Origin of the sequence: Streptomyces sp. NPDC059695 (assembly GCF_042733785.1) — a bacterium.
Classification (GTDB): domain Bacteria; phylum Actinomycetota; class Actinomycetes; order Streptomycetales; family Streptomycetaceae; genus Streptomyces.
On record NZ_JBHWFF010000002.1, the window covers coordinates 495,554 to 512,088 of the forward strand.

The window sequence follows — 16,535 nt, forward strand, 5'->3', positions numbered from 1 at the left end:
GCCCCTTGGTTTCGTTCTGCTGCTCCGGGAGCTCGCTGTCCAGCGGGCAACGCCCGGCACCGTGGTGATCCCTGTTTCAGAGCTTCGCGACCTTCACACGTCCGCTGAGGCAATCCTCTGCCGAAGCTGCGGCCCCTTGAGGAGCGAGAACGAACGTCTTCGGGGCGAGAACGGCCGGCTTCTTGCTCGTCAGGCTCCGTCGAGTTACCCGCAACCGACCACGGCGGAGGCGCGAAATCAGGCCGGAGCGGTACCGCGTGTCCCGCTGCCGGTCCCCCCTCTCACGGGGGACCGGCAGCGGAGGGCACGCGATGTTGCTGCAGCGCACCAGCTCGCCGCCCGCGCAGCCGCCCTCTACCAAGGAGGACAGGTCAGTCATGCGGTCGCCCTGATCCAACACGTTTCGACGTCGCTCACGCCCCTGGAGAGCGCAGCCTCGATCGCCCTGCTGCGCGATGGACAGGATGATCTCGCGGACACGGCTATTGGCATCAGCGGAAGGACTCTCGCCGAAGAACACGTCATGCGTATCGCGGTCGAGCTGCATGCCCTGGGTCTCGCGGATGATGCCGGCGCAATACTCCGGGCCTCTCTTGCGTCGCGGGCGCTGACCCCGACATGACAGAGAACGGCACGTCCGGTACGCAATTCCTACGCCGTTCGGCTTCTGAACTGGCGGCTCCCTCCTCCCGGAACCCCGAGACGGTCCTACGTCGGGGCATGCGCCTCCGTGTGCGACATACGGCGAATCGGGGCGAGGATCCGTGCAGGCTGCAGGCGGAGGGCACGGGCCATCCCAGCACCCCTACGGATAGATCGCGTTGGCGGACTTCCCGGCGCCAAGCTCGTCAAAGCCCCGGCGGAACGAGAGTCGGCCAGAGCCGTGAGGACGCGCGGCGAACTCGACCGCTTCATCGCCGCTGGCTCGGCAGCGGGCATCACTCCGCGAACAGATGAGGGCGCATCCTGTGCGGCTCCCACTATGCCGGAGCCCCTATCCACCCGGGCGACCCTCTTCCGGCCCGTCGGCGACGAGACCCACTGTGCGCGGTGCACCCGACCGTCAGCCCTCTCGGTGACCTGGCACCCCCACCTCGTACGCTCGAAGGACGACACCCGCGACCGAAAGGCACCGTCATGCCCCGTATCCCCTCCCCCGCCATAGCCGCCGCCGGGCTCGTCGGTGGGTATGCCGTTGCCCGGTGGAGCAAGAAGCGGCCGCTCGGGGGTGTCGTGCTGGCCGTCGCCGGTGGGGTGGCCGCGCGGGAGTGGCAGCAGGTGGGTGGGGCCAAGGCCGCCGTGGGGCTGACGGCCGGGTACGTCGCCGCGTTCGCCGGGTCGCACCCGCTCGCCAAGAAGATCGGGGCCTGGCCCGCGGTGTTCTCCGTCGCCGGGGGCATGGCCGCCGCCTCCTGGGCCGTCACGCGCGGGAAGTAACCCCCAGCCCCGGCCTCCTGACCGGACACCCGTGCGAAGGGGCCTCAGCCCCAGCGCCCTGGCCGCCACCCCGCGAAGGGCCCTCAGCCCCAGCGCCCTGGCCGCCACCCCGCGAAGGGGCCCTCAGCCCCCCGCCGCGTGGCTCACCGTGTAGATCAGGAGGCCCGCCAGGGCGCCGACCACCGTGCCGTTGATGCGGATGAACTGGAGGTCGCGGCCGATGTTCGCCTCGATCTTCCGGGAGGTCTGGTCGGCGTCCCAGCCGGCGACCGTGTCGGTGATCAGGGACGTGATCTCGTGGCGGTAGGTGGTGACCACGTACGCCGCCGCGTCCTCCGCCCAGCCCTCCACCTTCGCCTGCAGGCGGTCGTCCGTCGCCAGGCGGGTGCCCAGCGAGATCAGTGAGGCGCGGGCGCGGAGGCGGAGCTGGCTGCGGTCGTCCTCGGCCGCCGCGATGATCAGGGACCGTACCGAGGACCAGGCCGAGGCGATGATGTCCTGGACCTCGGGGCGGGCCAGGAGGTCCGACTTCAGGCGTTCCACGCGGGCCCGGGTGTCCGTGTCGGCCTGGAGGTCGGCCGCGAAGTCGCTGAGGAAGCGGTCGATCGCCCCGCGCGCCGGGTGCCCCGGCATGTCCCGCATCTCCGTGACGAACCGGAGGAGCTCCTTGTAGACCCGCTCGCCGATCCGCTTGTCGACGAAGCGGGGCGTCCAGCCCGGCGCTCCGCCCTGCACCGCGTCCATCACCGAGTCGCCGTGCGTCACCAGCCAGTCGTGCGCGCGGGTGCAGATCAGGTCGACCGCCCGGTGGTGCGCCCCGTCGGAGACCACCTTCTCCAGGGTCTTGCCCAGGCCCGGGGCGATCTCCGCCGCCTCCGCCCGGCGGGTGATCGCCTCGCCCACGACCGCCTGCACGTCCGCGTCGCGGAGGACCGTCAGGGCGCCGCGCAGGGCCGTCGACAGCTCCGCCGTGACCCGGTCCGCGTGGGCCGGGTCCGCCAGCCACCCGCCCAGGCGCCGGCCGATGCCCAGGGCCGCCAGCCGGCCCCGTACGACGTCCGCCGACAGGAAGTTCTCGCCCACGAAGGTGCCCAGCGACGCCCCCAGCTGGTCCTTCTTCGTGGGGATGATCGCGGTGTGCGGGATGGGGAGGCCCAGCGGCCGCCGGAACAGCGCCGTCACCGCGAACCAGTCCGCGAGCGCGCCGACCATGCCCGCCTCCGCCGCCGCGGCGACGTAGCCCGCCCACGCCCCCCAGCCCGCGTTCTTCGCCCATGTCGCCAGGGCGTAGATCACGGCGACCAGCAGCAGCAGTGCCGTCGCCAGGGCCTTCATGCGGCGGACGCCCCTGCTCTTCTCCTCGTCCGCCGCCGTGTACGAGAAACTCACCATCGACTCGACCTCCTACATCAGGGACTCCCGGCGCTCGTCCCGAGTTCCCCCGTACATCTTCGCGATCACCGCCTCGATGTCCGGCTCCCGCACCGAGAGGTCGACGAGGGGGTACTTCGCCGCCACCGCGGCCACCAGCGGCGCCGCCGAGGAGCCGGACGGGAAGGCGAGCCACTGGCGGGGTCCCTCCGCCCGTACGAAGCGGGCTCCCGGCACGTCCGTGATGGGCTCCACCTCCCGCTCCAGGTCCACCGTCAGGAGCCGTTCGCTCTCGCCCACCGCGTGCAGTCCGGCGAGCTCCCCGTCGTACATCAGCCGCCCGTGGTCGATCACCATCACCCGGGAGCAGAGCTGCTCGATGTCCGTGAGGTCGTGGGTGGTCAGGAGGACGGTCGTGCCCCGGGTGGCGTTCAGGTCGCGGAGGAACTCCCTCACCTTCGCCTTCGACACCACGTCCAGGCCGATCGTCGGCTCGTCCAGGTACAGCACCTCCGGGTCGTGCAGCAGCGCCGCCGCGATGTCGCCGCGCATCCGCTGGCCGAGGGAGAGCTGCCGTACGGGCACGTCGAGGAGCTCGCCCAGGTCGAGCAGGTCCACGCAGCGGGCGAGGTTCTCCTCGTACCGGGCGTCGGGGATCCGGTACATGCGGTGGACCAGCCGGTAGGAGTCCTTCAGGGGAAGGTCCCACCAGAGCGTCGTCCGCTGCCCGAAGACCACCCCGATCCGCTGGGCCAGGCGGGTGCGCTCCCGCGCCGGGTCGATGCCCGCGACCCGCAGCCGGCCCCCGCTGGGGGTCAGGATGCCGGTGAGCATCTTGATCGTGGTGGACTTCCCGGCGCCGTTCGGGCCGATGTAGCCGACCATCTCCCCGCGCTCCACGCCGAAGGAGATGCCGTCGACCGCCCGGACCTCCTTCTTCTCGCGGCGGACCAGGCCCGCCTTCCGGCGGACCGTGAAGACCTTCTCCAGACGGTCCAGTTCGATGAAGGGCATGAGCGCTCAGCTTCCTGTCGATCGGTACGAGCGGATCCCGGCCCGCCACGCGAGCCCCGCGACCCCGCAGCTCGCCGCCGCCACCAGCGGCGAGGCGAACGCCGCCCAGTCCGGCACCCCCGCGGGGGCCGGCCGGCCCAGCACGTACAGCGCGGGCAGCCAGCTCACGAACGCCAGCGGCACGACGTACACGACCCCCCGCACGAGGTCCTGCGCGAAGATCGTCGGCGGGTACTGGAGGAGGGTGTTCCCGCCGTACGTGAAGGAGTTCGTGACCTCCGCCGCGTCCTGCATCCAGAAGAGCGCCGACGCGCCCACCACCATCACCGCACCGAAGATCACCGCCCCGCACACCACGGTCACCGGCAGCAGCAGCACCTTCAGCGGCGTCCAGTCCACGTCGAGCAGCAGCAGCCCCCAGACCAGGACCATCAGGCCCTGCGCGACCCGGCCGAACCGCCGCAGCGCGAACTTGTCCGCCGCGACCTGCGCGAGCAGCGGCGCCGGACGCATCAGGAACGTGTCGAGCGAACCGTCCCTGACCCGCCTCCCCATCCGCTGGAGCGAGCCCATCGTCAGGTCGGCGATCCCGAAGGACGTGCCCGCCGTCCCGTACAGCAGGGCGACCTCCGCGAACGAGAAGCCGCCGAGGCCGCGGACCTGACCGAACATCAGGAGGATGACGACGAAGTCGAAGAAGGTGACGCAGAAGCTGGTGAAGAGGGTCAGGGCGAAGGAGGAGCGGTACGCCATCGTGGAGCGGATCCACATGCCCGCCACCATCCGGTACGTGCGCCAGGACGCGTCCGCCCAGGAGTCGCGCGACGCCGGGGACTCGCCCGTCCCGGACTCACGCGCGCGGGACTCGCCCGTCCCGGACCCACGCGCGCGGGACCCGTCCGCCCAGGACTCACCCACCCTGCACCACCACCTTCCGCCTCGCCGCCGCCTGCGCCGCCCGGCCCGCCCCCAGGAGGACCAGCGCCCAGCAGCCCTGGAAGGCGTACGCCCCCGCCAGTCCCCAGCCCTCGTACCGCCCCAGGTACACATCGGCCGGCACCTGGAGCAGCGACGCCCACGGCAGCATCCGGGCGATCTCGCCCAGCGCCCCCGGGAAGACGTTCAGCGGCAGCAGCATCCCCGAGAAGAACAGGCCGCCCAGCCAGGCCACCTGCACCACCCCCTGCCCGTCGAGCAGCCAGAACGCGCTCATCGCCACCAGGTACCAGAGCGCGAAGCCGACGGTGGAGCCCAGCGCCACCGCCACCAGGAACGCGAGCCAGGCACCCGGTCCCGACGGCAGGGTGAAGCGGAAGACGAGCGCGCCGACCACCATCGGGACGACGCCGCGGCCGAGGAGCTGGTACGCGGAACGGCCGGCGTCGGCCGCGAACCACCAGGCCTGGAGATCGGCGGGACGGTAGAGGTCGACGGCGATGTCACCGGTCCTGATCCGCTCGATCAGCTCGTCCTCGAAGCCTCCGCCCATCAGTCCGCAGACGGTGATCAGCGCCTGGCCGATCCACACGTACGCGAGGGCGTCGTCCATGGAGTAGCCGCCGAGCCCCGGCCGTTCGTCCCAGAGGGCGATGTACGTGGCGGAGAGGACGAACCCGAAGACGCTGTTGGTGAAGACGCCCGCCGCCGTGGCCACACGGTAGGTGGCGAAGCGCCGGAACCCTCCCGCGGCCACCGTCGCGTACAGCCGCAGCATGAAGGTCCCCTTCTGGAGGGTGGAGGGCGAAGCGCACGACCCTAGTGGCTCGGCCCGGCGCGCCGCGAGCGGTTTTCGCGCCACCTTCGGGTCGCTTGGGGGATTTCCAGGGAGTTTCACCGCATTCCATGCAGTATGTGATGCCATGTCCCCTTCCTCCGGTACGAGCGGTACGAGCGGCACGAGCGACGACGACCCCCACCCGAGCCGCTGGGAACCGCGGGACCCCACGCTCCACGGACCACCCCGCGCCCGGCGGCGAAGCGGCCTCCGCCGCGCCCTGCGGACCCTCCTCGGGCTCCTCCTCCTCGGCACGCTGCTGCTCGCCGGCGCCTTCGCCGCCGGCTACCTCCTGGTGGAGATCCCGCCCGCCAACGCCGCCGCCGTCGCCCAGTCGAACGTCTACCTCTACCGGGACGGCACCCCCCTCGCCCGCGACGGCGAGGTCAACCGCGAGAACATCCGCCTCGACCAGGTCCCGCTCACCGTCCGGCGGGCCGTACTCGCCGCCGAGGAACGCGACTTCCACACCTCACGCGCCGTCGACCCCAAGGCCATGGTCCGCGCCGCCTGGAACACCGTCACCGGCAAGGGCCGCCAGTCCGGCTCCACCATCACCCAGCAGTACGTCAAGAACTACTACCTGGGCCAGGAGCAGACCCTCACCCGCAAGGCCAAGGAGTTCTTCATCGCGATCAAGCTGGGCCGCGAGAAGAGCAAGGAGGAGATCCTCCAGGGCTACCTGAACACCAGCTACTTCGGACGGAACGCGTACGGGATCCAGGCCGCCGCCCGCGCCTACTACGGCAAGGACGTCGAACACCTCGACACCGCCGAGGGCGCCTACCTCGCCTCCCTCCTCAAGGCCCCCAGCGCCTACGACGTCACCACCCACCCCGAGAACCGCGCCAAGGCCGTCGCCCGCTGGCACTACGTCCTCGACGGCATGGTCACCGAGGGCTGGCTCTCCCCCGCCGCCCGCGCCGCCGCCCGCTTCCCCGCCCCCCAGACCGCGCACGCCGCGACCGCCCTCTCCGGCCAGCGCGGCTACCTCGTCCAGGCCGTCGAGGAGTACCTCACCGCCCGCGGGATCGTCGACGAGAAGACCCTCGCCGGCGGCGGCTTCCGCATCACCACCACCCTGGAACCCGCCACACAGGAGGCCCTCGTCCAGGCCGTCGAGGACCGGGTCGTCTCCCGGCTCGACCCGGCGGGCTCCCCCACCGACCGGTACGTACGGGTCGGGGCCGCGGCCGTCGACCCGGCGAACGGCAAGGTCCTCGCCATGTACGGCGGCGTCGACTACACCCAGCAGTACGTCAACAACGCGACCCGCCGCGACTACCAGGTCGGCTCCACCTTCAAGCCCTTCGTCTTCACGGCCGCCGTCCAGAACGGCGCCCAGACCCAGCAGGGCCTGCCCATCACCCCGTACACCGTGTACGACGGCACCAACCGCCGCCCGGTGGAGGGATGGGGCGGCAGCCCGTACGACCCCGCCAACGAGGACGACGCGAGCTACGGCGACATCGCCGTCGGCGCCGCCACCGACCTGTCCGTGAACGCCGTGTACGCCCAGATGGCCGTCGACGTCGGCCCCGCGCACGTACGGCGCACCGCGGTCGCCCTCGGCCTCCCCGGCACCACCCCCGACCTCACCGCCTCCCCCTCCATCGCCCTCGGCGCCGCCACCGCCAGCGTCCTCGACATGGCCTCGGCGTACGCGACGCTCGCCGCGCACGGCCGCAACGGCACGTACGCGCTCGTCGAGGAGATCAGCCGGAACGGCCACACGGTGGAACTCCCGGCCACCGCCCGCCGCCAGGCCGTGAGCCGCGAGGCCGCCGACACGACGACGTCGATCCTGCGGAGCGTCGTCGAGGCCGGCACCGGCACGGCCGCACAGGCCGCGGGACGCCCCGCCGCCGGCAAGACGGGCACGGCGGAGGACGACAAGGCCGCCTGGTTCGCCGGCTACACCCCGGAGCTCGCGACGGTCGTCGCGCTGATGGGCCAGGACCCCGAATCGGGAACGCAGGAATCCCTCTACGGCGCCCTGGGCCGGCCGCGCGTCGACGGAGGCGGGGCGCCGGCCGAGATCTGGGGCCGGTTCACCCGGGAGGCACTGGCCGGGACACCGCCGCGGGACTTCGAGCTCCGGCTCATGCCGGGAGCCGAGGCGCCCCCGGCGACGGTGGCACCGGAGGCGACCGAGGGAGCGGAGGCGACGGAGGGACCGGACGGATCCGGCCGGACGGAGGACTGGTACGAGACGGGAGAGGCCGGACCGGGCGCGGCACCGCGCGGCAACGGACCCGGACACGGACCCGTCCCCGGCGCCGGCCCCGGCGCGGGACCCGGGACCGCACCCCCGTCCGTGCCCTCACCCGGATCCGGCCCCACCCGGCCCCGGGGTCAGTGACCGCTCGTCGCCTTGAGACCCACCACGGCGACCAGCAGCAGACAGACGAAGAAGATCCGGGCGGCGGTCGCCGGCTCACCGAGCACCACCATGCCGAGCACCGCCGCACCGGCCGCGCCGATGCCGACCCACACGCCGTACGCCGTACCGATCGGCAGCGTCTTGGCCGCCTGCGACAGCAGCAGCATCGAGGCGACGATCCCGGCGCCGGTGAACACGCTCGGCCACAGCCGGGTGAAGCCCTCGGTGTACTTCATGCCGATGGACCAGCCGACCTCGAGCAGACCGGCGATGATCAGAAGAACCCAGGCCATGACGACACACCTCCGCAAGACGGAACAACAGGGGTGCGTCGTCTTGTCGTGAACCCGGTACGGCGCGTCTCGTCGGGGTGTCTCCAGGCTAGCAAAGAACGGGCAAAGGCCCCGGTGACTCCGGTCACCAGGGCCTCAGGGCCTCCCGCCCGCGGAACTACAGATACAGCCCGGTCGAGTCCGAGGCGCACTGGAACCGGTCCGCGGCCACCGCGTGCAGGTCCCGCTCCCGCATCAGGACGTACGCGACACCGCGCACCTCGACCTCGGCGCGGTCCTCGGGGTCGTACAGCACCCGGTCGCCGATCTCGACGGTACGGACGTTCTGACCGACCGCGACCACCTCGGCCCACGCGAGGCGGCGGCCCACGGCGGCCGTCGCCGGGATCAGGATGCCGCCGCCGGAGCGCCGCTCCCCCTCCGGGGAGTCGGTACGGACCAGGACCCGGTCGTGGAGCATCCGGATGGGCAGCTTGTCGTGCGTGTTCTCGCTCACGGAGTGAACCTACCTGCCCAGGAGGGCCGGAAAGCGATCACGCCTTGTTCCGCCGCGAGGAGGAGACGATCAGCCCGACGACCGCGAGAGCCACGACGGCCGCCGGGACCACCCGCTCCAGGCGGGGGGCGCCGTCCTCGTGGGTGAACCGGGCCTTCACGTCCGAGACGACGCGGTTGACGGCGACGAACGCGCGTCCCGCCGTCTGGTCGACCGTCGACGCGACCTTGGCCTTCGCGTCCCCGATGATCGTCTTCGGGTGCATCCGAATGCCGATCTCGTCGAGAGTGACGGCGAGCTGCTCGCGCCGGCGGACGATGTCCGCCTCGATCTGCGCAGGGGTCCTTGCCTCCGACACCGCGCTGCCTCCGTAGTCGTAATCGGTCGTTGACGGCCAGTCTGTCAGTTCCGCCGCGATCAGGTCGCCCCAGACCCCCATGTGACCCCATTAGGCTCTGGAATGCGTACGCGAACATTCCGAGGAGAGCCAGCCATGAGCGAGCGACTGCAGCCCGGCGACACCGCCCCCGCCTTCACCCTTCCCGACGCGGACGGCAACGAGGTCTCCCTCGCGGACCACAAGGGCCGCAAGGTCATCGTCTACTTCTACCCGGCGGCGCTGACCCCCGGCTGCACGAAGCAGGCGTGCGACTTCACGGACAACCTGGACGTCCTCGCGGAGGCCGGGTACGACGTCATCGGCGTGTCCCCCGACAAGCCGGAGAAGCTGGCGAAGTTCCGCGAGAAGGAGCACCTCAAGGTCACGCTGGTCGGCGACCCGTCGAAGGAGACCCTGGAGGCGTACGGCGCCTTCGGCGAGAAGAAGCTGTACGGCAAGGTGGTCACGGGCGTGATCCGCTCGACGGTGGTCGTCGACGAGGACGGCAAGGTGGAGCACGCCTTCTACAACGTCAAGGCCACGGGCCACGTCGCCAAGATCATGCGGGACCTCGCCGTCGAGGGCTGAGACCCGGCGACGACGTGACGGACGGCCCCTTTCCCTGGCCGATTCCGTTTGCGATCGGCATGACCGTGCAGAAGGTCCTCTGGAGTTCACCCCCTCAGAGAGGACGTACGGTCATGCCGGCCACCGACCGCGACCCCGCCGCCGATCCCGAGGCCCTGAGACGGCATCCGCGCCTGTTCAGGGCCGTCACCCGGCGCCGGCAGCCCAGGCTGCGGCGGACCGACATCACGGTCACCGAGGAGACGTCCGTGCGGCGGGCCGTGCGGGCGGCCTCCCTGGGCAATGCCATGGAGTGGTTCGACTTCGGCATCTACGCCTACCTCGCCGTCACCCTCGGCCACGTGTTCTTCCCGTCCGGGAACGACACGGTCCAGCTGCTCTCGTCGTTCGCGACGTTCGCGGTGGCCTTCCTGGTCCGCCCCCTCGGCGGCATGGTGTTCGGCCCGATGGGTGACCGGCTGGGCCGCAAGAAGGTCCTCGCGCTGACCATGATCCTCATGGCCGCCGGCACCTTCGCGATCGGCCTGATCCCCTCGTACGCCTCCATAGGCTTCTGGGCCCCGGCGCTGCTCGTGTTCTTCCGGATGGTCCAGGGGTTCTCGACCGGCGGCGAGTACGGCGGCGCCTCGACGTTCATCGCCGAGTACGCGCCCGACCGCCGCCGCGGCTACTTCGGCAGCTTCCTGGAGGTCGGCACGCTGGCGGGCTACGTCGCCGCGGCGGGCCTCGTCACGGCGCTCACGACCTGGCTCGGCCACGACACGATGGAGGCGTGGGGCTGGCGGGTGCCGTTCCTGGTGGCGGGCCCCCTGGGCCTGATCGGCCTCTACCTGCGGCTCCGGCTCGACGAGACACCCGCCTTCCAGAAGCTGGAGAGCGAGTCGGCGCCGTCGGCGGTGGCCCCGGCGGAGGCCACGGCGACGGGCGGCCTGGCGAGGATCTTCCGGCAGCAGTGGCCCGCGCTGATCCTGTGCGTCGCGCTGGTCTGCGCGTACAACATCACCGACTACATGGTGCTGTCGTACATGCCGACGTACCTCTCCGACGAGCTCGGCTACAGCGAGACCCACGGGCTGCTGATCCTGCTGGGCGTGATGGTCGTCCTGATGCTGGTCGTCACCCGGGTCGGGCGGCTCAGCGACCGGTTCGGGCGCAAGCCCGTCCTGATGACCGGCATGCTCGGCTTCCTCCTCCTCTCGCTGCCCGCCTTCCTGCTGATCGGCCGGGGCGGCGTGCCGGCGGTCACCGCGGGCATGCTGATGCTCGGCCTGTCGCTGGTCTGCATGCTCGGCACCATGTCGGCGGCGCTCCCGGCGCTCTTCCCGACCGAGGTGCGGTACGGCTCCCTGGCCGTGGGCTACAACGTGTCGACGTCCCTGTTCGGCGGTACGACCCCGCTCGTCATCACGGCGCTGATCGGCGCGACCGGGAGCAACCTGATGCCGGCGTACTACGCGATGGGCGCGGCGCTCGTCGGCGTGATCGCGGTGGCCTGCATGAAGGAGACGGCCCGCCGCCCCCTGGACGGCTCGCCCCCCTCGGTCGCCACCCCGGAGGAAGCGACGGAACTGGTCCTGGCCCAGACCCCGGAACCGAGGTTCTGACCCCTCCCCGCCACGCTCGGCCCGCACCGGACCCCCCTCCCGGCGCGGGCCGATCCGCTTTTCGTACCCGCTGTGACGTGACCGTCCGATATACGGCTCGTTGATCCGTACGAGATCCGTACTGGGGAGGGGATCCGATGGGGACGAGCCCGTACACGAAGGACCGCCTGAGCTCTGCTGTGGCGGAGTCGAGGGGATGGGCGGATCTGATGCGCCGCCTCGGCGTGAAGGAGAGCGGAGGCCGACGTCGCACGCTGCAGGCGAAGGTGGCCGAGTACGGCATCGACACGAGCCACTTCAAGCAGCGCAGCCCATGGCGCAAGTACACCGACAGCGCCATCGCCGAGGCGGTCACCGCCTCTACGACACTCCGCGAGGTCGCGCAGAGGCTCGGCGTTCCCCCGGCGACCGGAACGCTCTCGCACATCAGCCGACGGATCGCAGCAGCCGGAATCGACGTGAGCCGGTTCCCCGGCCTGAACCGCTCGACCACGGACCTGCCGTTCACCACGGAGGAGCTCAAGGTGGCCGCAGCGGCCACACAAAGCATCAGGGCAATGGCTCGCCTGCTGGGCGTGGGCGATGACGGAAGATCCCGCGCCGCACTCAGGCACATGATCCACGAGCGGGGCATCGACATCGCCCACTTCACGCACAGGCGCGTCCACGTACCGGAGGACCGGCTGCGTGCGGCGGTGACGGACGCCGGCAGCTTCGCCGACGTGATGCGCGCGCTCGGCCTCCCCGTGACCGACCAGAATCACCGCCGGGTACGACGGCGGGTGGCCGAGCTGGGCCTCGACACGTCCCACTTCAAGCGGCGCACATGGGGCTCAGTGCGGGCCGCTGCGCCGAAGGCCGTCGCCGGCACGGTCTTCCGGGTACGACCCGAGGGATCGTCGCGCGAGAACCGCGACCGGCTCCAACGGGCCCTCACCGAGGTTGGCGTCCCGTATCGCTGCGTCGAGTGCGGGAACGAGGGCGCGTGGCGGGGCCGGGCCCTCACCCTTCAGATCGACCACATCAATGGGAACTGGCTCGACAACCGTCGCGAGAACCTTCGCTATCTGTGCCCCAACTGCCACGCGATGACCGACACCTGGTGCCGCGGTAAACATCGACGCACCCCTCAGACGGATGCCGGGTGACCGCTACCATGGCCGTACTGGCGGCCGTGTCGTAACTGGCAGCCGAGCTGGGTTTAGGTCCCAGTGGGCGAAAGCCCGTGTGGGTTCGAGTCCCACCGGCCGCACACAAGCGAAGGGCCGCCCGAATCGGGCGGCCCTTCGCGTCGGCGGTGTCAGCCCAGCAGCTCCTTCACCACCGGCACCAGCGCCCTGAACGCCTTGCCCCTGTGGCTGATCGCGTTCTTCTCCGCCGGGGTCAGTTCCGCGCAGGTCACCTCGTGGCCCTCCGGCTGGAGGATCGGGTCGTAGCCGAAGCCGTTCGTGCCGGTCGGGGTGTGGCGGAGGGTGCCTTCCATGCGGCCCTCCACCACGCGCTCCGTGCCGTCCGGGAGGGCGAGTGCCGCCGCGCAGGCGAAGTGGGCCGCGCGGTGCTCGTCGGCGATGTCCGACAGCTGGGCCAGGAGCAGGTCCAGGTTGGCGCGGTCGTCGCCGTGGGTGCCGGCCCAGCGGGCGGAGAAGATGCCGGGGGCGCCGTTCAGGACGTCGACGCAGAGGCCCGAGTCGTCGGCGACGGCCGGGAGGCCGGTGGCCCGGGCCAGGGCGTGGGCCTTCAGGAGGGCGTTCTCCGCGAAGGTCACTCCCGTCTCCTTGACGTCGGGCACCTCGGGGTACGCGTCCGCGCCGACGAGTTCGAGGTCGAGGCCCGCGTCGGCGAGGATCGCGTGGAGTTCGGTGATCTTGCCCGCGTTGCGGGTGGCGAGGATCAGGCGCTGCTGGGTCATGCCATGGATTATCCCGGGGCGGGTCATCCGGGCGTGCAGACCTTGGCCACTTCGCCCGCCGCGTCCGTGATCGGCGTGATGTCCGGGGTGGTGTCGCCGTTCTTGACCGCCGTACGGACGGAGTCCACGCCCTGGGTCAGGTCGTCGACGGCCTTCGAGAGGTCGGCGTTGTCCGTCGTGTCCTTGAGGTTGCCCAGTTCGGTGGAGATCTGGTCGAGGGACTCCTCGATCTGCGTCACGTCGTTGGAGGCGTTCGAGACGGCCTGCTGGAGGTTCTGTACGGACGTGGCTATCGCGTCGGCGGTCTTGACGCAGTCCATGGCGGTGTCGAGGGCTCCGCAGCCGCTCAGGACGGTGGTGAGTGCGGCGGCCGTGGCCACGGCGAGTGCGAGACGGCGCTTCAAGGCGGGTCCTCCCCCAGATACGTACATGACATGCGGACGGGCGGGCGCACGGATCGTATCCGGGTGCCCGCCCGTCAGGACGCGGCGTCGGGTCAGAGGGTTCCTTCGAGGGCCTTGCGCTGGATCTCGGCCAGTTCGGCGCAGCCGCCGGAGGCGAGGTCGAGGAGGGCGTTGAGCTCCTTGCGGTCGAAGGGCTCGGCCTCGGCGGTGCCCTGGACCTCGACGAAGCGGCCGTCGCCGGTGCAGACGACGTTCATGTCGGTGTCGGCGCGGACGTCCTCCTCGTAGCAGAGGTCGAGGAGGGGGATGCCGTCGACGATGCCGACCGACACCGCGGCGACCGTGCCGGTGAGCGGCTTGCGGCCGGCCTTCACGAGCTTCTTGCCCTGGGCCCAGGCGATGGCGTCGGCGAGGGCCACGTACGCGCCGGTGATGGCGGCGGTGCGGGTGCCGCCGTCGGCCTGGAGGACGTCGCAGTCGAGGACGACGGTGTTCTCGCCGAGGGCCTTGTAGTCGATGACGGCGCGCAGGGAGCGGCCGATGAGGCGGGAGATCTCGTGGGTGCGGCCGCCGATCTTGCCGCGGACGGATTCGCGGTCGCCGCGGGTGTTGGTGGCGCGGGGGAGCATGGAGTACTCACCGGTGACCCAGCCTTCGCCGCTGCCCTTGCGCCAGCGCGGGACGCCTTCGGTGACGGAGGCGGTGCAGAAGACCTTGGTGTCGCCGAAGGAGATGAGGACGGAGCCCTCGGCGTGCTTGCTCCAGCCGCGTTCGATGGTGACGGGGCGGAGCTGTTCGGGGGTACGGCCGTCGATGCGAGACATGGGTCGAGCCTAGCGGGACATGACGGAGGGCCCGTTCCCCTGCCGGAACGGGCCCTTGTCGATGGGAGCCGGTGGCTCACATCATGTCTTCGATCTCCGCGGCGATCGGGTCGGCGTCGGTGCCGATGACGACCTGGATGGCGGTGCCCATCTTGACGACGCCGTGGGCGCCGGCGGCCTTGAGGGCGGCCTCGTCGACCTTGCCGGCGTCGATGACCTCGGTGCGCAGGCGGGTGATGCAGCCTTCGACCTCTTCGATGTTGTCGATGCCGCCGAGGCCGGCGACGATCTTCTCAGCCTTGCTGGCCATGTGTTTCTCCCTGTCCGTTCTGCGCACCGTCGGTCCGCTTTGTCACGGTAACCCACGGTTGGCTCAACTTCGCGAGCGAGTGCAGCCGTTCTGCCGAATGATGACGATCACCGGCGGCCTGTCCTCAGCGGGCTCCCGGAGCCTATCGCAACTGGTCTACACCAGTGTGCAACGAGATGCGGACCCGGCTTGTTCCGGGCAGGGAGGACGCCGATGAGTACCGACAGCGCCGCGGCCGCACCGAAGCCGCGGAAGCCCGTGTCCTGGGGCGGGCTCTTCCAGGGCCTCCAGAAGATGGGCCGCAGCCTCCAGCTCCCCATCGCCGTCCTTCCGGCCGCCGGCATCATCAACCGGCTCGGGCAGCCTGACGTCTTCGGCGCCGACGGTCTGGGGTGGGACAACGTCGCGAAGGTGATGGCGGGCGCGGGCGGCGCGCTGCTCGACGGAAACCTCGGCCTCCCCCTCCTCTTCTGCATCGGTGTCGCCATCGGCATGGCGAAGAAGGCGGACGGCTCGACCGCGCTCGCCGCGGTGGTCGGCTTCCTCGTCTACTACAACGTGCTGCGCCAGTTCCCCGAGACCTGCCCGAAGGGGACGGTGGACATCCAGGGCGGCTGCATCTCCCCCGAGCAGGCCTTCAGCGGGTACACGTACCAGAACCCCGGGGTCTTCGGCGGCATCGTCGTGGGCCTGATGGCGGCCTGGTTCTGGCAGCGGTACCACCGCAAGCAGCTGGTCGACTGGCTGGGCTTCTTCAACGGCCGCCGGCTCGTGCCGATCATCATGACCTTCGTGGCGATCGCGTTCGCCTCGCTGTGCCTGTGGGTCTGGCCGCCGATCGGTGACGGCCTGGAGAACTTCAGCGACTGGCTGGTCGGGCTCGGCGCCTGGGGTTCGGGCATCTTCGGCGTCGCGAACCGCGCGCTGCTCGTCATCGGCCTGCACCAGTTCCTGAACGTGCCCATCTGGTTCCAGTTCGGCACGTACACGAAGCCGGACGGCACGGTGGTGCACGGTGACATCCCGATGTTCCTCGCGGGCGACCCGAACGCCGGCCAGTTCACCACCGGCTTCTTCCCGATCATGATGTTCGCGCTGCCGGCGGCGGCCCTCGCGATCGCCCACACGGCGAAGCCGCACCGGCGCAAGGCGGTCAGCGGCATGATGCTCTCGGTCGCCCTGACCTCGTTCGTCACCGGCATCACCGAGCCGATCGAGTACTCGTTCCTCTTCATCGCGCCGGTGCTGTTCGCGATCCACGCCGTCCTGACCGGTGTCTCGATGGCGCTGACCTGGGCGCTCGGAGTGAAGGACGGCTTCAGCTTCTCGGCCGGTCTGATCGACTACGTGATCAACTGGGGCCTCGCGACGAAACCGTGGCTGATCATCCCGATCGGCCTGGGGTTCGCGGTCGTCTACTACGCGATCTTCAGATTCGCGATCATCAAGTTCAATCTCGCGACGCCCGGCCGCGAGCCGGACGAGATCGAGGAGGAGATCGAGCGCGACAACGTCAAGTAGCGCCCCGGTCACCCCTCGGAGACCTGCCGCAGCCTGACCGTTTCGGGGCTTTCGCCCCCCTCGTAAGCCTCGCCGAAGGCCCCCGGACCTGACCGTCCGGGGGCCTTTTGTCGTGCATTTCCAGCTATGGCTGAACGCACAGAATTCGCAGGTTCCTTATCTAAGTCACACGTGCTACAACTGGTCTACACCACTCATTGGTGTAGACCACGCGGTCCAGACCACCGC

18 protein-coding genes, 1 tRNA gene and 1 riboswitch are annotated in these 16,535 nt (G+C 70.7%); of the genes, 7 read left to right on the forward strand and 12 right to left on the reverse strand.

Annotated elements, in window-relative coordinates; translation table 11 throughout:
• Positions 1 to 76 precede the first annotated feature (76 nt).
• On the reverse strand, positions 77 to 547 hold the full coding sequence (locus ACFV2S_RS04790; protein WP_385554240.1) for a hypothetical protein: 471 nt from the start codon (positions 545 to 547) through the stop codon (positions 77 to 79).
• Between the two features lie 590 nt (positions 548 to 1,137).
• Here ACFV2S_RS04790 and ACFV2S_RS04795 point away from each other — a divergent pair.
• The gene (locus ACFV2S_RS04795; protein ID WP_385554242.1) at positions 1,138 to 1,437 is read left to right on the forward strand and encodes a hypothetical protein; all 300 of its coding nucleotides are present in this window, start codon (positions 1,138 to 1,140) and stop codon (positions 1,435 to 1,437) included.
• A gap of 123 nt (positions 1,438 to 1,560) precedes the next feature.
• Here the strand turns inward: ACFV2S_RS04795 and ACFV2S_RS04800 are convergent, their stop codons facing one another.
• From ACFV2S_RS04800 to ACFV2S_RS04815, 4 genes are all read right to left on the reverse strand, one after another.
• Positions 1,561 to 2,829 carry a DUF445 domain-containing protein gene (locus ACFV2S_RS04800; RefSeq protein ID WP_385554244.1) on the reverse strand — a complete coding sequence of 423 codons (1,269 nt, stop codon included), beginning with the start codon at positions 2,827 to 2,829 and terminating at the stop codon, positions 1,561 to 1,563.
• Positions 2,830 to 2,841: 12 nt separating this feature from the next.
• Positions 2,842 to 3,822 (reverse strand): ATP-binding cassette domain-containing protein, encoded by a 981-nt coding sequence (locus ACFV2S_RS04805; RefSeq protein WP_385554246.1) that lies wholly within the window; start codon positions 3,820 to 3,822, stop codon positions 2,842 to 2,844.
• 6 nt (positions 3,823 to 3,828) lie between these two features.
• On the reverse strand, positions 3,829 to 4,605 hold the full coding sequence (locus tag ACFV2S_RS04810; protein WP_383786305.1) for an ABC transporter permease: 777 nt from the start codon (positions 4,603 to 4,605) through the stop codon (positions 3,829 to 3,831).
• A gap of 127 nt (positions 4,606 to 4,732) precedes the next feature.
• The gene (locus tag ACFV2S_RS04815) at positions 4,733 to 5,533 is read right to left on the reverse strand and encodes an ABC transporter permease (protein WP_385554388.1); all 801 of its coding nucleotides are present in this window, start codon (positions 5,531 to 5,533) and stop codon (positions 4,733 to 4,735) included.
• 148 nt (positions 5,534 to 5,681) lie between these two features.
• Here ACFV2S_RS04815 and ACFV2S_RS04820 point away from each other — a divergent pair, with 148 nt between their 5' ends.
• Positions 5,682 to 7,958 carry a transglycosylase domain-containing protein gene (locus tag ACFV2S_RS04820; protein WP_385554248.1) on the forward strand — a complete coding sequence of 759 codons (2,277 nt, stop codon included), beginning with the start codon at positions 5,682 to 5,684 and terminating at the stop codon, positions 7,956 to 7,958.
• On the opposite strand, the gene ACFV2S_RS04825 is transcribed toward ACFV2S_RS04820, so the two are convergent.
• The 3 genes from ACFV2S_RS04825 to ACFV2S_RS04835 all read right to left on the reverse strand — a co-directional run bounded on the left by ACFV2S_RS04825 (position 7,952) and on the right by ACFV2S_RS04835 (position 9,126).
• Complete coding sequence (locus ACFV2S_RS04825; RefSeq protein WP_383786233.1) at positions 7,952 to 8,272, reverse strand: DMT family transporter; 321 nt, start codon at positions 8,270 to 8,272, stop codon at positions 7,952 to 7,954. The genes ACFV2S_RS04820 and ACFV2S_RS04825 overlap by 7 nt on opposite strands.
• Positions 8,273 to 8,304: 32 nt before the next feature.
• Positions 8,305 to 8,375, reverse strand: a riboswitch (guanidine-III (ykkC-III) riboswitch).
• A gap of 54 nt (positions 8,376 to 8,429) precedes the next feature.
• Positions 8,430 to 8,768 carry a GroES family chaperonin gene (locus tag ACFV2S_RS04830; RefSeq protein WP_385554250.1) on the reverse strand — a complete coding sequence of 113 codons (339 nt, stop codon included), beginning with the start codon at positions 8,766 to 8,768 and terminating at the stop codon, positions 8,430 to 8,432.
• Positions 8,769 to 8,805: 37 nt separating this feature from the next.
• Complete coding sequence (locus ACFV2S_RS04835; RefSeq protein WP_383786309.1) at positions 8,806 to 9,126, reverse strand: DUF3618 domain-containing protein; 321 nt, start codon at positions 9,124 to 9,126, stop codon at positions 8,806 to 8,808.
• A 135-nt stretch (positions 9,127 to 9,261) separates the two neighbouring features.
• Here ACFV2S_RS04835 and bcp point away from each other — a divergent pair, with 135 nt between their 5' ends.
• The 4 genes from bcp to ACFV2S_RS04855 all read left to right on the forward strand — a co-directional run bounded on the left by bcp (position 9,262) and on the right by ACFV2S_RS04855 (position 12,591).
• On the forward strand, positions 9,262 to 9,735 hold the full coding sequence (bcp, locus tag ACFV2S_RS04840; RefSeq protein WP_382855374.1) for a thioredoxin-dependent thiol peroxidase: 474 nt from the start codon (positions 9,262 to 9,264) through the stop codon (positions 9,733 to 9,735).
• A 113-nt stretch (positions 9,736 to 9,848) separates the two neighbouring features.
• Complete coding sequence (gene proP / locus ACFV2S_RS04845; protein WP_385554253.1) at positions 9,849 to 11,339, forward strand: glycine betaine/L-proline transporter ProP; 1,491 nt, start codon at positions 9,849 to 9,851, stop codon at positions 11,337 to 11,339.
• A 209-nt stretch (positions 11,340 to 11,548) separates the two neighbouring features.
• Positions 11,549 to 12,487, forward strand: coding sequence for an HNH endonuclease (locus tag ACFV2S_RS04850; protein WP_385554255.1), 939 nt, complete (start codon positions 11,549 to 11,551; stop codon positions 12,485 to 12,487).
• A gap of 20 nt (positions 12,488 to 12,507) precedes the next feature.
• Positions 12,508 to 12,591: transfer RNA gene (locus ACFV2S_RS04855), tRNA-Leu, on the forward strand.
• A gap of 48 nt (positions 12,592 to 12,639) precedes the next feature.
• On the opposite strand, the gene rdgB is transcribed toward ACFV2S_RS04855, so the two are convergent.
• The 4 genes from rdgB to ACFV2S_RS04875 all read right to left on the reverse strand — a co-directional run bounded on the left by rdgB (position 12,640) and on the right by ACFV2S_RS04875 (position 14,786).
• Positions 12,640 to 13,248 carry an RdgB/HAM1 family non-canonical purine NTP pyrophosphatase gene (rdgB, locus tag ACFV2S_RS04860; RefSeq protein WP_385554257.1) on the reverse strand — a complete coding sequence of 203 codons (609 nt, stop codon included), beginning with the start codon at positions 13,246 to 13,248 and terminating at the stop codon, positions 12,640 to 12,642.
• Between the two features lie 23 nt (positions 13,249 to 13,271).
• A complete protein-coding gene (locus ACFV2S_RS04865) occupies positions 13,272 to 13,679 on the reverse strand; it encodes a hypothetical protein (protein ID WP_385554259.1) in 408 nt (135 codons plus the stop codon).
• A 65-nt stretch (positions 13,680 to 13,744) separates the two neighbouring features.
• Positions 13,745 to 14,476: a ribonuclease PH gene (gene rph / locus ACFV2S_RS04870; RefSeq protein WP_383786248.1), complete on the reverse strand. Its 732-nt coding sequence runs from the start codon at positions 14,474 to 14,476 to the stop codon at positions 13,745 to 13,747.
• Between the two features lie 76 nt (positions 14,477 to 14,552).
• Positions 14,553 to 14,786, reverse strand: coding sequence for a glucose PTS transporter subunit EIIB (locus ACFV2S_RS04875; RefSeq protein WP_107439586.1), 234 nt, complete (start codon positions 14,784 to 14,786; stop codon positions 14,553 to 14,555).
• Between the two features lie 213 nt (positions 14,787 to 14,999).
• Between ACFV2S_RS04875 and ACFV2S_RS04880 the strand changes: the two genes are divergently transcribed.
• On the forward strand, positions 15,000 to 16,307 hold the full coding sequence (locus tag ACFV2S_RS04880; RefSeq protein WP_385554262.1) for a PTS transporter subunit EIIC: 1,308 nt from the start codon (positions 15,000 to 15,002) through the stop codon (positions 16,305 to 16,307).
• Positions 16,308 to 16,535 lie beyond the last annotated feature (228 nt).